The following is a 13,492-nucleotide window of genomic DNA, read 5'->3' as shown; positions in this document are numbered from 1 at the left end:
ACGTCGCGGCTCAGGTCCCGCTTCCGCGCACCAGCAGCTCGACCATGTCCACGACGGGCCGGTAGCCGAGGGCGGCGTACAGCTGGTTGGAGGTGGGGTTCGCCTGGTCGGTGTAGAGGCACGGCTGGGCGCCGGCGTCGAGGACGCGCTGGGAGACGGCCGCCACCGTGCACCCGGCGTAGCCGCGCCCCCGGTGCTCGGCCGGGGTGAAGACCGGCCCGATCCGGGCGGCGCCGAAGGCCGGCGGGTGGGCCGCGGTCAGGTGGACGGGGACGTCGTCGTCGTCCACCCAGAGCCAGATCTCACCGAGCGCGATGCGCCGCTCCATCCCCTCACGGGTGGCGCTCATCGCGTGCATGGTGCCCGGCTCGCGCCCGGCCTGCTCGTCGGCGGCGACGGCGAACGCCTCGAACCACGCCAGCGCCAGGTCGACCTCGGCAGGTCGCGCCTGCCGCAGGCTCCCCGGCGCCGGCCGCGGCGGGGTGACGGCCGTGAGCCGGTGGAGCCGCGTGTGCGGCCCGTCGGCCACCTCGCCCCCGGCCAGCCGCGCGAGCTCCTCCGCGCACACCCGGGCGGCAGGGACGGCACCATTGACGCCGACGACCTGCTCGCCGCGCGCGTGGAGGGCGCGCGCCAGAGCCAGCGCGGCGGTGTCGGGCATCGGCAGCACGAAGAGCGGGTACGGCTCGAAGGGTGCGGTGCGCATCGCCACGCCGCAGACCTCACCGCTACCGTCGCGGGCCACGACCCACCAGCGGTACGGCGCCCCGTCCGTGACGCCGTCGGCGTCCTCGGCCGCGGCGCGCTCGGCGACCGACGCGACCACGGTGTTGAGCACCGGGTCCGCGGCAAGGTGCTCCCCCGCCTCGGCCAGGAAGGCGGCGGGGTCCTCGTGGAAGGTCAGCGTGGGGTCCTCCGGCATGGACAGACCCTAGGGCTCCGCACGGCTGCGATTCGCGCCATTTTCCCGCGGCCGCGGGCGGCACGCCGATACCCTCGGAGCGCCGGGTCGTGGGCCCCGGCTGGCTCGTCGGGGGAGGTGCCGTGACCGGTTCCGCTGCGCATGCCGTACGTCTCGCGACGTGGGGCAGCCTGGTCCTGGTGGGCCCGTTCGTGGTGCTGGTGGCGCTCCTCGGCATCCTGCTCGTCGACCCCGTCCGGGTCCTCACCCCGCTGGTCGGGCTGGTGACCGCCCTGTGGGGCGGCCTTCTCCTCACGACGTGGCTCGCCGTGCGGCACCTTCCCCCGGCGCCCCTCGACCGCGAGGACGCCCCCGGAGCGGTGGCCGTGACCCCCCAGGAGCAGCCCGACCTCTGGGGCCTGGTCGACGAGGCGGCCTCGCTCGCCGGGGTGCAGGCGCCGGACGAGGTGCGGCTGACCGCGGTGGGCGCGATCAGTGCCTGGCCGGGTGAGCGGAGCCACCTCGACATCGGCGTCCCGCTGCTCTTCGTCCTGGACGCCCCCGCCGTGGGGGCGCTCATCGCCCGCGCCCTCGCGACCGCCGAGTCGGGGTGGGCCGAGGCGGCCGGGCCGGTCGAGCGCTTCCGCGCCTTCGCCGGCGTCCTGGCGAGCCGTCGACTCACCCGGGAGCCCGCCCGGACGCTGCACCGACGCGTGAGCGCGCTGCGGAGCGAGGCACTGCTCGCCGCCGACGACGTGGCCGCGCTCGTCGGCGGGCCGCGCACCGCCGCCCGCGCGATGGGCTGGGCGCACGTCGTCCGGGCAGGCAGCCAGTGGTGGCACGAGGAGTTCGTCGCCCCGGGCCTCGCGCTCGGCGTCGCCCCGCGCCCCCTGCTGGTCGGTCTGGAGTCGCTGCTGGGAGACCCCGCCCGGCGTACGGCGCTGGCGCGCGCTGCCGAGACGCTGCTTCCCGCCGGCGACGGGTCGGGCGTCCCGGGATTCGCGGAGCGGGTCCACAGCCTCCGGGTCGGTGCCGACGCCCCGCCCGAGGAGGTCGGCTCCCCCACCTCCGAGCTGCTCCGGGCGCCGTCCAGCATCCTCGAGCGGATCGGCGAGACGGCCGCGCGGGCGGCGACCGGCGACCTGACCTGGCCGCTCGCCCTGGAGGCGTGGGCAGCCCGCACCTCCCACAGCTGCGCCGTGCTGCTGACGGGCTGCACCGGGACCGTGCAACCGCTCGGTGAGCTGCTCGGGAGCGTGGGTGAAGGCCGGCTCCCCGACTGGGTCCGCGGGATCGTCCGAGGCCCGGCCGCCGACACCACCGAGCTGGGCACCTTCCTGCTCACCGGGCTGCTCGTCGCCGCGCTCGTGGACGGCGGCGCCGGACGGATGAGCGCGACCTGGGGCGGCGAGATCGACGTGGTCCAGCCCGACGGCACCACCCTGGAGGTGTCCCGGGCGGCCCGGCTGCTGGTCGAGGACCCGACGCTCGCCCCCACCCTGCGGGACATGGTGGTCGACCTCGGGGCGTCGCCGGACTTCGTCCCGGCCCCCGACGGTGGTGGTGCCGCCCTCCCCCTGCAGTCCTTCCTGCGGGAGCCCGGGCGCCGGCGGATCCCCGGAACTGGTTTCCCGGGCGTGACGCCCCCCTCCTAGACTTCGCCGCATGACCGAGACCGAGCTGCAGGCGACCACGACGACGAGTGCCGAGCGGCGCGCCGTCGTCGTACCCGACAAGCCTGCGCTGGAGGGCCTCGAGGCGAAGTGGTCGCAGCAGTGGAAGGCCGACGGCGTCTACCACTTCGACCGCACCCAGCCCCGCGAGAACGTCTACTCCATCGACACCCCTCCCCCGACGGTCAGCGGCAGCCTCCACGTCGGGCACGTCTTCTCCTACACCCACACCGACCTGGTCGCGCGCTACCAGCGGATGCGGGGCAAGGCCGTCTTCTACCCCATGGGCTGGGACGACAACGGGCTCCCGACCGAGCGACGCGTGCAGAACTACTTCGGCGTGCGGTGCGACCCCTCGCTCCCCTACGACGCCGACTTCACCCCTCCCGAGAAGCCCGACCCCAAGCGGCAGCTCCCGATCAGCAGGCCCAACTTCATCGAGCTGTGCGAGCAGCTCGTCGAGCAGGACGAGGAGATCTTCGAGGAGCTCTGGCGCACCCTCGGGCTGTCGGTCGACTGGAACCAGCACTACACGACGATCGGCCCCAAGGCGCAGCTGGTCAGCCAGCGCGCCTTCCTGCGCAACTTCGCCCGCGGGGAGGCCTACCTCTCCGAGGCGCCCACCCTGTGGGACGTCACCTTCCAGACCGCGGTCGCCCAGGCCGAGCTCGAGGCGCGCGAGTACGCCGGCCACTACCACCGGGTGGCCTTCCACCGGCCCGACGGCGAGCCGATCCACATCGAGACGACCCGCCCGGAGCTGATCCCCAGCGTGGTCGCGCTGATCGCCCACCCCGACGACGAGCGGTACCAGCAGCTCTTCGGCACCACCGTCACCTCCCCGGTGTTCGGCGTCGAGATCCCGGTGCTGGCCCACCCGCTGGCCGAGCCCGACAAGGGCGCAGGCATCGCGATGTGCTGCACCTTCGGCGACCTGACCGACGTCACCTGGTGGCGCGAGCTCGACCTCCCCGTCCGCACGCTCCTGGGACGCGACGGCCGGATGTCCCGCGAGACGCCGGAGTGGCTGTCCGGGGAGCAGGCCGCCGCGGCGTACGAGGACCTCAAGGGCAAGACCGCCTTCTCCGCGCGCGAGGCCGTCGTCGCCAGGCTGCGCGAGTCGGGCGACCTCGAGGGCGAGCCGACGCCCACGAAGCGGATGGCCAACTTCTACGAGAAGGGCGACAAGCCGCTCGAGATCGTCGCGACCCGGCAGTGGTACATCCGCAACGGTGGCCGCGACGCCGACCTGCGCGCCGAGATGGTCGCGCGCGGCAGCGAGATCGACTGGGTGCCCTCCCACATGAAGCACCGCTACGACAACTGGGTGGGCGGGCTCAACGGCGACTGGCTGATCTCGCGCCAGCGCTTCTTCGGGATCCCCTTCCCCGTCTGGTACCCCCTCGACGAGCAGGGTGACCCCGACTACGACCACCCGCTGCTGCCGCGCGAGGACGAGCTGCCGCTCGACCCCTCCACCGTCGCCCCCCACGGCTACGACGAGGAGCAGCGCGGCCGGCCCGGCGGGTTCCTCGGCGACCCCGACGTGATGGACACCTGGGCCACCTCCTCCCTCACCCCGCACATCGCGGGCGGCTGGGAGTCCGACGACGACCTGTGGCAGCGGGTCTTCCCGATGGACCTGTGCACGCACGCCCACGACATCATCCGGACCTGGTTGTTCTCCCGCGTCGTGCGCTCCCACTTCGAGAACCACGTCGCCCCGTGGCGGCACGCGCTGATCTCCGGGTTCATCGTCGACCCCGACCGCAAGAAGATGTCGAAGTCGAAGGGCAACGCGGTCGTCCCCTCGCAGATCCTCGAGACGTTCGGTGCCGACGCGGTGCGCTGGCGCGCGGCGATGGCCCGCCCCGGCCTCGACTCACCCTTCGACGAGAGCCAGATGAAGGTCGGCCGGCGGCTGGCGATGAAGGTGCTCAACGCCTCGCGCTTCGTGCTCGGCATGGCCGACTCCGAGCTCAACCACGCCGCGGTCAGCGACCCGGTGGACTGCGCCCTGCTCGGTCGCCTGGAGGTGGTCGTCAACCGAGCCACCGAGGCGTTCGACGCCTACGACTACTCCTCCGCGCTCGAGGCGGCCGAGAAGTTCTTCTGGGAGTTCTGCGACGACTACCTCGAGCTGGTGAAGGAGCGGGCCTACGACGAGGCCGGCGGCCCCGGCACCGCCTCGGCGCGCGCGACGCTCGCCATCGCCCTCGACGTGCAGCTGCGACTGCTCGCACCCTTCCTCCCGTACGTCACCGAGGAGGTCTGGTCGTGGTGGCGCGACGGGTCGATCCACACCGCCTCCTGGCCGGTGAGCACCGACCTCGGTGCTGCCGCGGCGGCCGACCCCTCGCTCATCGACGCGGTGGCCGCCGCCCTCATCGGCATCCGGGGCGCGAAGTCGCAGGCCAAGGTCTCGATGAAGGCACCGCTGGCCCGGGTGGAGATCTCCGGCCCGGCCGACCAGGTGGCGGCCGTCGAGAAGGCCGCCGCCGACCTGCGGTCCTCGGGCAGGATCACCGGTGACCTGGTGTTCACCAGCGTCGCGGGCGCCGACCAGATCACGGTGCAGGCGGAGCTGGCCGAGACCGACTGATCCCCGACGCCCGCTGGAGGGGCGCCCCGTCAGCGGCGAGCGCCGTGCGAGCCGCCCCGACCGCGGTCGTCGCCGCGGTCTCCCCGGTCGTGGTCGCCGCGGTGGCCGCGGTCTCCCCGGTCGTGGTCGCCGCGGTGGCCGCGGTCGTGGTCGCCGCGGTCCTGGTGGCGCTGGTCGTCTCGACCCCGGTCGCGGTCGCCCCGGTCGCCGTCGCGGCCGCCGTGGCTCTTCTCCTGACCTCGGTCGTGGTCACGGTCCCGGTCGCCCTGGTGGCCGCGGTCGTCCCGCCCCCGGTCGCCGTGGTCGTCGCGGTCACCGTCGTGGTCGTCCCGGTCGTGGTCGTCGCGACCCTCGTCGTCCCGGTCACCGTCGTGGCCGCGGTCACCGCGGTCCTCGCCACCCCGGTCACGGTCGCCGCGGTCCCGGTCGTCGCGGTCCCGGTCGCCGCCGGTGGCCTCATCACCGTCGTTGCCGTGGCCGTGGCCATGGCCGTTCCCGTGGCCGTGGCCGTGGCCATTCCCGTGCCCGTTCCCGTTCCCGTGGCCATTCCCGTGGCCGTCGTCGTCACCGTCGTCGTCGGGGTGGTCGCCGTCGCCGTCGTCGTCACCGTCGGGCTGGTCGACCCCGCCGTCGTCACCGTCGGGGTAGTCGACCCCGCCGTCGTCGTCCGGGTTGTCGATGACGCCGCCACCGTCGTCGTCCGGGTTGTCGATGACGCCGCCACCGCCGTCGCCGTCCGGGGTGTCCGGGTCGCCCGGGGTCCCCGGGTTCCCACCGGGGGTGCCAGGCTCGACGGGGTTGCCGCCGCCCTGGGTGCCGTCACCGCCGGCGTTGCTGATCTCGCTGCGGACGCCACCGGCGGCGTCGTTGCCCCCGTTGCCCCCGTTGCCGCCGTTCGTCGGCGCGATCGGGGTGGCCGCCGGGACCACGGTCGCGGGCTCGACGGGGGCCGGCTCAGGAGCGACCGGCGCGCCGGGAACTGCCGGAGCCAGCTCGACCGCCTGGCCATCGGGCACGGACGGGGCCTCGGGCTCCTGCGCGGCGATCATCGTCTGCTGGACACCCATGCCGGGCACGACCTCGAAGGCGAGGAGGGTCGAGTAGATCCCGTGGGGCGTCAGCGCGGTCGGCACGGTGCCCGGCCGGAACACCCCGGAGACCACCAGTGCGCAGAGGAGCGCGACGACGCCGAAGGCGAGTGCCGGCCTGCTGTGGTTGATCTCCATGACATCCCTCTCCCGAGCGCCCGAGCGGTCCTTGACCAGTGTCGGGGGGGCTCAGGCGGCAGAGAAGGGCCCGGGCGACAAATGACTAGAAGTGACTAGACCGCGATGACCAGTCGGAGGGCCGATCGGGGGTCAGGCGGACTTCTTCTTCTTCGACTCGGCCTCGCGCGGCACCAGGGTCGGGGCCACCTCGTCGGTCACGACCTCGCCGGTCACGACCACCTTGCTGACGTCGCCACGGGAGGGGACGTCGTACATCACGTGGAGGAGGACCTCCTCGATGATCGCGCGCAGCCCCCGCGCACCGGTGCCACGCTCCATCGCCTGGTCGGCGATCGCCTTGACCGCCTCGTCGGTGAACTCGAGCTCGACGCCGTCGAGCTCGAAGAGCTTCTGGTACTGCTTGGTGAGGGCGTTGCGGGGCTCGGTCAGGATCTGGCAGAGCGCTTCCTGGTCGAGCTTGTTGACGCTGGCGATCAGCGGGAGCCGGCCGATGAACTCGGGGATCAGCCCGAACTTGGTGAGGTCCTCCGGACGGACCATGGCCAGCAGGTCGTCGGAGTCGCGCTCGGCGGCACCACGGACCTCGGCGGTGAAACCGAGGGTCTTCTTGCCCACGCGCTGCTCGATGATCCCCTCGAGGCCGGCGAACGCACCACCCACCACGAAGAGGATGTTGGTGGTGTCGATCTGGATGAACTCCTGGTGGGGGTGCTTGCGACCGCCCTGCGGCGGGACGGAGGCGGTGGTGCCCTCGATGATCTTGAGCAGCGCCTGCTGGACGCCCTCGCCGGAGACGTCACGGGTGATCGAGGGGTTCTCCGCCTTGCGGGCCACCTTGTCGATCTCGTCGATGTAGATGATCCCGGTCTCGGCCTTCTTGACGTCGTAGTCGGCGGCCTGGATCAGCTTGAGCAGGATGTTCTCGACGTCCTCGCCGACGTACCCGGCCTCGGTAAGGGCCGTGGCGTCCGCGATCGCGAAGGGGACGTTGAGCATCCGCGCGAGGGTCTGGGCGAGGTAGGTCTTGCCGCAGCCGGTCGGACCGATCACCAGGATGTTGGACTTGGCGACCTCGACCGCCTCCTCCTTGGCGTGCTTGCCCACGGTCGGCTGCAGCCCGGCCTGGACCCGCTTGTAGTGGTTGTAGACCGCCACCGCGAGCGACTTCTTGGCCTGCTCCTGGCCGATGACGTAGGAGTTGAGGAACTCGAAGATCTCCTTCGGCTTCGGCAGCTCCGCGAGGCTGACCTCGGTCCCCTCGCTGAGCTCCTCCTCGATGATCTCGTTGCAGAGGTCGATGCACTCGTCGCAGATGTAGACGCCGGGACCGGCGATCAGCTTCTTGACCTGCTTCTGGCTCTTCCCGCAGAAGGAACACTTCAGCAGGTCGCCACCGTCACCGATGCGTGCCAAGGGGAATCATCCTCCGCTCCAGTCCGGCACCACGGGGTGCGCCGGAACCGCTCAACTCAGGGCCACCCCCACGGGGGCAGCCAGACGACGGTACCCCGTGCCACCCGCGGACTGCGGGTGACACGAGGAACGCGTCGTGTCGGGTCATGTCAGGGCGGGGGCGCCCTTGCGCGGCTGGATCACCGCGTCGATGAGGCCGTACTCGACCGCCTGCTCGGCCGTCAGGATCTTGTCGCGCTCGATGTCCTGGCTGACCTGCTCGCGGTCGCGACCGCTGTGGTCGGAGATCATCCGCTCGAGCAGCTCGCGCATCCGGAGGATCTCGTTGGCCTGGATCTCGATGTCGGAGGTCTGGCCGAAGGTGCCCTCGGTGTAGGGCTGGTGGATCAGGATCCGGCTGTTGGGCAGCGCGGTCCGCTTGCCCGGGGTGCCGGCGGCGAGCAGGATCGCGGCCGCCGAGGCGGCCTGGCCGATGCACACCGTCTGCACGTCGGGCTTGATGAAGTTCATCGTGTCGTAGATCGCGGTGAGCGCGGTGAACGAGCCACCCGGGGAGTTGATGTAGATCTGGACGTCCTGGTCGGGGTTCATCGACTCCAGGCACATGAGCTGGGCGATGACCGCGTTGGCGACGTCGTCGGAGATCGGGGTCCCGAGGTAGATGATGCGGTCCTCGAAGAGCTTGGCGTAGGGATCGATGCGGCGGAAGCCGTACGACGTCCGCTCCTCCCACTGCGGGATGTAGTAGTTCACGTCGTCCTCAGTCCTTGTCCTGGTTGCGCGCGGGGCGGCCCTCGTCGGCGGCCTCGCGGGCGCTCTTGATGACCTGGTCGACGAGGCCGTACTCGAGGGCCTGGTCGGCGGTGAACCACCGGTCACGGTCGGCGTCGTTCTCGATCTGCTCGACCGGCTGGCCGGTGTGCTGGGCGATGAGATCGAGCAGCACCTTCTTGATGTGCAGCGACTGCTGCGCCTGGATCTTGATGTCCGAGGCCGAGCCCCCCATGCCGGAGGACGGCTGGTGCATCATGATCCGCGCGTGGGGGAGGGCGTAGCGCTTGCCCTTGGTCCCGGCGCAGAGCAGGAACTGGCCCATCGAGGCAGCCAGGCCCATGCCGACCGTGGCGACGTCGTTGGGGATGTAGTTCATGGTGTCGTAGATCGCCATGCCGGCGTCGACGGAGCCACCCGGCGAGTTGATGTGGAGGAAGATGTCGGCCTCGGGGTCCTCGGCGGACAGCAGGAGGAGCTGGGCGCAGATCGCGTTGGCGTTCTGGTCGCGCACCTCGGAGCCGAGGAAGACGATCCGCTCACGCAGCAGCCGCTGGTAGATGTGGTCGTCGAGCCCGTACATCGAGGAGCCGCCGTTGGCCTCCGGGGAGAGCGTGGGGCTGGAGTTCTGGTTCACGACTGCGACCCTAGCCGGAAGGACGGACAGTTCCACGGGTGATGGGCCCCTGTTCGCCAACAGCGGATTCGGTGGCCTCAGCCGAGCCACTCCAGCAGCGCCTGCTCGACCCGGGGGTGGTTGAGCAGGTCGAAGTGGTCCGCGTGGGGGACGTGGAGCAGGTCGGCGCCCGGGAACAGCTCGCGGACGGCCGACCTCCGGCCCGAGCGGCCGTACGCCGACGGGAGCCGGACCAGCAGGTCGCCGGCCACGGCGCCGACCGGGTGCCGGGGCGAGCCGGTCAGCGTGGCGGCGACCAGGTGGTAGCGGGCGTTCGGGAGCGGCGGCAGGTCCGCGCCGAGACCCTCGACGAGGTCGCGCACGCCGGTCGAGCGCCACTCGAGGATCCGGCCGAAGGCCGCCGACTCGGGCAGCAGCCCCAGCGCGCGGCTCCCCCGGCCGACGCCGCGTGCGATCGGGCTGCCGTGGTGGGGGCTGCCGAGGGTCACCACGTCGGTGACCCTGTCGACCCAGGGGCGGTCGGCCCCGGTGGCCACCGCCGAGGCGGCCCGTATCACGAGACCCCCCATGGAGTGACCGACCAGGGCGATCCGCTCCACCTCGACCGGCCAGGCCTCGACGAGGTCCTGGAGCAGTCCGGCGAGGGCGGCGCCGTTGTCGCGCAGCGGGAGCCCGGAGTTGGCCCGGAGCAGGACGGGGGTCCAGCCTCGGCAGGCCAGCGCCTCGGGGTACGTCGTGCCGCGGCGGTCGCGGCCCGCCGACCAGGCGGCCTCGCTCTCGCAGAGCCCGTGCAGCATCACCGCGACCCGGCCGGTGGCGTCGGGGAAGGCCTCGGCGAGCGCGCCGCGCTCCGGGCGTACGTCGGCATGGTCGCGCCGGACCGCCATCGGGATCGCCAACGAGGGCCGTTCGCGCTCGAGCCGGTCGCCGATCAGCCCGTTGACCGCGGCGTTGAGGAAGCGCCCCCGCGGGTCGGCCTCGAGCCGGGGACCCCGGGCGCCGGCGTCGTCGAGCCCGCGTGCGGCCGCTCGCAGCCCCGCACCGAGGCCGCCGTACACGGCTCCGGCGATGCCGCGATGGGCGACCTCCGCGACCCCCGGCCCGGAGCGGGTGACCCGGCGGCCGACGCCGTGGACCCGGTCCACCCACGCAAGGTGGGTGTCGCGCACGGTCCGGACGACCAGCTCCTCACCCACCTCGGCGAGCAGCGACAGGGCGTCCAGCACCGTCGGCTCGCGGGGGCCGGCGGGCGACCGGGTCGAGGTCATGGTGCCCACGATACCCCGGTGAGTGCACAGATGTGCACCAAGTCAGGGGCGGACCTGGTGGGCGAGTCGTGCGCCTGGCGGCCGAAGCTTCGGCCGCCAGGTGCCGGTTTCCCCGCTCGACCGGGGAAACCGACGCAGCCCAGCGATCAGGCCTTCTCCGCGGTCTCCTCGACCTCGTCAGCAGCCTCGACGGTCTCCTCCGAGCCCGACTCGGCCTCGGCCTCGTCCTCCGGCTCGCCGATGGTGCCGTCGGGGCGCAGGCCCTTGAGGACCACCACGTTGCCCGAGGCGTCGGTGACGGTGGCCGCCTCGACCATCGTCGCCAGCGCCTTGCCGCGCAGGATCTCCTGCACCAGCTCGGGGATGTGGTTGTGCTCGAACATGTGGTTCGCGAACTCCTGCGGGTCCTGCCCGGACTGCTGGGCCCGGCGGACGAGGTGCTCGGAGAGCTCGCCCTGGTCGACGCCGAACTCCTCCTTCTTCGCGATCTCGTCGAGGAGGAACTGCGCGGCGACCGCGTCCCGGACCCGGCGCTCGAGCTCGGCCTCGAACTCCTCCTGGGTCTGTCCCTCGTCCTCGAGGTACTTCTCCATGGTGATGCCGGCCATCATCAGCTGCTGCTCGACGGACTGGCGCCGCGAGTTGAGCTCGTCGGTGACCATCGTCTCCGGGAGCGGGACCTCGACCTGGTCGAGGAACGCCTCGAGGACCGCGTCGCGCGCCGCGGCGGCCTGCTCGAGCCGCTTGCCGCGCCCGAGGCGCTCGCGGACGTCGGCCTGCAGCTCCTCGGCGGTGTCGAACTCGCTCGCCATCTGGGCGAACTCGTCGTCGAGCGCGGGGAGCTCCTGCTCCTGGACCTGGTTGACGGTGACCTTGACCTCGACGTCCTCGCCGACGAGGTCGCCGCCGACGAGCTGGGAGGTGAAGGTCTTGTCCTCGCCGGCAGCCATGCCGGCGAGGGCCTCGTCGAGGCCGTCGAGCATGCCGCCACGACCGACCTTGTAGGACATGCCGGACACCTCGGCGCCCTCGACGGGCTCGCCGTCCTGGGTCGCGGCGAGGTCGATCACGACGAAGTCGCCGTCGGCGGCCGGGCGGTCGACGTCGGTCAGCGTGGCGAAGCGCTCACGCAGCGCCTCGACCTGCTCCTCGACGTCGGCGTCGCTCAGCTCGACGTCGTCGACCTGCGCCTCGAGGCCGTCGTAGGCCGGGAGCTCGATCTCGGGCTTGATGTCGACCTCGGCGGTGAACTCGAGGGTCTCGTTGTCCTCGAGCTTCGTGATCTCGATCTCCGGCTGGGCCAGCGGCTCGAGGGAGTTCTCCTGGAGCGCCTCGATGTACTTCTGCGGGACCACGTCGTTGATCGCCTGGTCGAGGACCGCCCCGCGGCCGACCTGGCGGTCGATCACGGTCGGCGGGACCTTGCCACGGCGGAAGCCGGGGACGTTGATCTGCTGGGCGATGGTCTTGTACGCCGCGTCGAGGCTCGGCTTGAGCTCCTCGAAGGGCACCTCGACGGTCAGCTTGGCCCTGGTCGGGCTCAAGGTCTCGACGGCGCTCTTCACAGGTGGATCTCCTTGTGTCGGTGTTGGGGTCGTGCTCGGACGGTGGTCGTGCGTCAGCTGGACCACCGCACGTCGGGGCGACAGGACTCGAACCTGCGATCTCCTGCTCCCAAAGCAGGCGCGCTAGCCACTACGCTACGCCCCGCCAAGTGGCCCGCAGGCTGTCCGCCGACCGCTTGGAGCGGATGACGGGAATCGAACCCGCGTAGCCAGTTTGGAAGACTGGGGCTCTACCATTGAGCTACATCCGCGCGCTCACTTCGCGCCGCGAAATGTGCGTTGTCATCGTGCCACACCGGCCTCGTCAGGCCCCAACCGAGGCGGTCAGCGGCGGGCGACGAGGACCAGCGCACGGTCGTCGCTGCGCGACCCGAGGGCGTCGATCAGCCGACGCGCCCCGCCGTCGTACTCGCCCCGGAGCAGCTGCTCGGCCTGGCCCAGCATCCGGTCGATGCCCAGGCCGATGTCCTTGGTGGGGGTCTCCACGAGGCCGTCGGTGTAGAGCATGATCGCGTCCCCCGGCCGCAGCTGGCCGCGTACGGCGGGGAAGTCGACCCCGTCGAGCAGCCCGAGTGCCGGCCCGTCCCCGGCCCGGACCACCCAGCGCCCCGACCCGGCGATCCGGTGGGCACCCGGCGGGTGACCGGCGCTGCGCAGCTCGTAGAAGCCGCTCTCGAGGTCGAGGGAGAGGTGGACCGCGGTGGCGAACCCCTCCTCCCAGCTCTGGCGCAGGAGGTAGGCGTTGGCGGCAGGGAGGAACTCCGCGGGCGGCAGCGCGTTGAGGAGGCCGCCGAAGGCCCCCGAGAGCAGCAGGGCGCGGGTGCCGGCACCCTCGCCCTTGCCGGAGACGTCGACGACGACGACGTCGAAACGCTTGCGCTCGGGAGGTCCTGCGGTGACGACGAAGTCCCCCGCGAACGGGGTGCCGCCGGCGGAGCTCAGGGCGAACTCGGCGTGGTAGCCCACCGGCAGCGTGGGGATGGTGCCCTGGCTCTGGATCCGGTCGCGCAGGTCGACCAGCATCGACTCGCCTCGCACCCCCGCGACACCGAGCCGACTGCGGCGGAACGAGCTGAGCAGGATGATGAAGCCGGCGATGAAGAGCACCACGATCCCGCCGAGGACCCGCGAGTTCACGTCGTCGCTCTCGGTGAGGCGGCCGAGCGAGACCACCACGAGCAGCAGCACGAACACGACGAACCACGGCAGCTGTCGCGGGCCGAGGCTCAGGCTGCCGATGATCAGCGGCAGGACCAGCGCCGTGACCGGCACCAGCTCGGGGAAGAGCCACTGCGGCACGGCCAGGCACATCGAGAGCACGATGAGCAGGAGCAGGGCGCGGTTCTCCGGGGGCGTGCTCCGGCGCATCGCAGCGGCGACGGCGCCGCGGAGGCGGGGGGTCCGGCCACCGGGCCGGTCGTTGCTGGTCATCG

At 72.2% G+C, this 13,492-nt stretch carries 10 protein-coding genes and 2 tRNA genes; 2 read left to right on the top strand and 10 right to left on the bottom strand.

The features are described from left to right. Positions 1 to 10: 10 nt before the first annotated feature. Positions 11 to 922: a GNAT family N-acetyltransferase gene (locus EXE57_RS17820; protein WP_135079847.1), complete on the bottom strand. Its 912-nt coding sequence runs from the start codon at positions 920 to 922 to the stop codon at positions 11 to 13. A 122-nt stretch (positions 923 to 1,044) separates the two neighbouring features. Between EXE57_RS17820 and EXE57_RS17815 the strand changes: the two genes are divergently transcribed. After that, positions 1,045 to 2,556, top strand: coding sequence for a M48 family metalloprotease (locus EXE57_RS17815; protein WP_135079845.1), 1,512 nt, complete (start codon positions 1,045 to 1,047; stop codon positions 2,554 to 2,556). 10 nt (positions 2,557 to 2,566) lie between these two features. Then, positions 2,567 to 5,176 (top strand): valine--tRNA ligase, encoded by a 2,610-nt coding sequence (gene valS / locus EXE57_RS17810; RefSeq protein WP_135079842.1) that lies wholly within the window; start codon positions 2,567 to 2,569, stop codon positions 5,174 to 5,176. Between the two features lie 29 nt (positions 5,177 to 5,205). Here valS and EXE57_RS17805 read toward each other — a convergent pair whose 3' ends face one another. From EXE57_RS17805 to EXE57_RS17765, 9 genes are all read right to left on the bottom strand, one after another. Next, positions 5,206 to 6,402: a hypothetical protein gene (locus EXE57_RS17805; protein ID WP_135079840.1), complete on the bottom strand. Its 1,197-nt coding sequence runs from the start codon at positions 6,400 to 6,402 to the stop codon at positions 5,206 to 5,208. A gap of 132 nt (positions 6,403 to 6,534) precedes the next feature. Further along, complete coding sequence (gene clpX / locus EXE57_RS17800) at positions 6,535 to 7,818, bottom strand: ATP-dependent Clp protease ATP-binding subunit ClpX (RefSeq protein ID WP_135079838.1); 1,284 nt, start codon at positions 7,816 to 7,818, stop codon at positions 6,535 to 6,537. Positions 7,819 to 7,962: 144 nt separating this feature from the next. Continuing rightward, positions 7,963 to 8,697 carry an ATP-dependent Clp protease proteolytic subunit gene (locus EXE57_RS17795; RefSeq protein WP_425271691.1) on the bottom strand — a complete coding sequence of 245 codons (735 nt, stop codon included), beginning with the start codon at positions 8,695 to 8,697 and terminating at the stop codon, positions 7,963 to 7,965. Then, positions 8,579 to 9,172, bottom strand: coding sequence for an ATP-dependent Clp protease proteolytic subunit (locus tag EXE57_RS17790; RefSeq protein ID WP_135081109.1), 594 nt, complete (start codon positions 9,170 to 9,172; stop codon positions 8,579 to 8,581). Before EXE57_RS17790 ends, EXE57_RS17795 begins: the two co-directional genes overlap by 119 nt. A 131-nt stretch (positions 9,173 to 9,303) precedes the next feature. Next, the gene (locus EXE57_RS17785) at positions 9,304 to 10,494 is read right to left on the bottom strand and encodes a PGAP1-like alpha/beta domain-containing protein (protein ID WP_135079834.1); all 1,191 of its coding nucleotides are present in this window, start codon (positions 10,492 to 10,494) and stop codon (positions 9,304 to 9,306) included. Positions 10,495 to 10,640: 146 nt separating this feature from the next. Continuing rightward, positions 10,641 to 12,059: a trigger factor gene (gene tig / locus EXE57_RS17780; protein ID WP_135079832.1), complete on the bottom strand. Its 1,419-nt coding sequence runs from the start codon at positions 12,057 to 12,059 to the stop codon at positions 10,641 to 10,643. Between the two features lie 72 nt (positions 12,060 to 12,131). Next, a tRNA-Pro gene (locus EXE57_RS17775) sits at positions 12,132 to 12,204 on the bottom strand. Between the two features lie 32 nt (positions 12,205 to 12,236). Continuing rightward, positions 12,237 to 12,310, bottom strand: a tRNA-Gly gene (locus EXE57_RS17770). Between the two features lie 73 nt (positions 12,311 to 12,383). Then, positions 12,384 to 13,490 carry a PP2C family protein-serine/threonine phosphatase gene (locus EXE57_RS17765; RefSeq protein WP_135079830.1) on the bottom strand — a complete coding sequence of 369 codons (1,107 nt, stop codon included), beginning with the start codon at positions 13,488 to 13,490 and terminating at the stop codon, positions 12,384 to 12,386. Positions 13,491 to 13,492 lie beyond the last annotated feature (2 nt).

The sequence above is a fragment of the Nocardioides euryhalodurans genome, from assembly GCF_004564375.1.
Lineage (GTDB): Bacteria > Actinomycetota > Actinomycetes > Propionibacteriales > Nocardioidaceae > Nocardioides > Nocardioides euryhalodurans.
The sequence above is the reverse complement of the archived record's forward strand: the minus strand, read 5'-3'. Positions and strand labels throughout refer to the sequence as shown.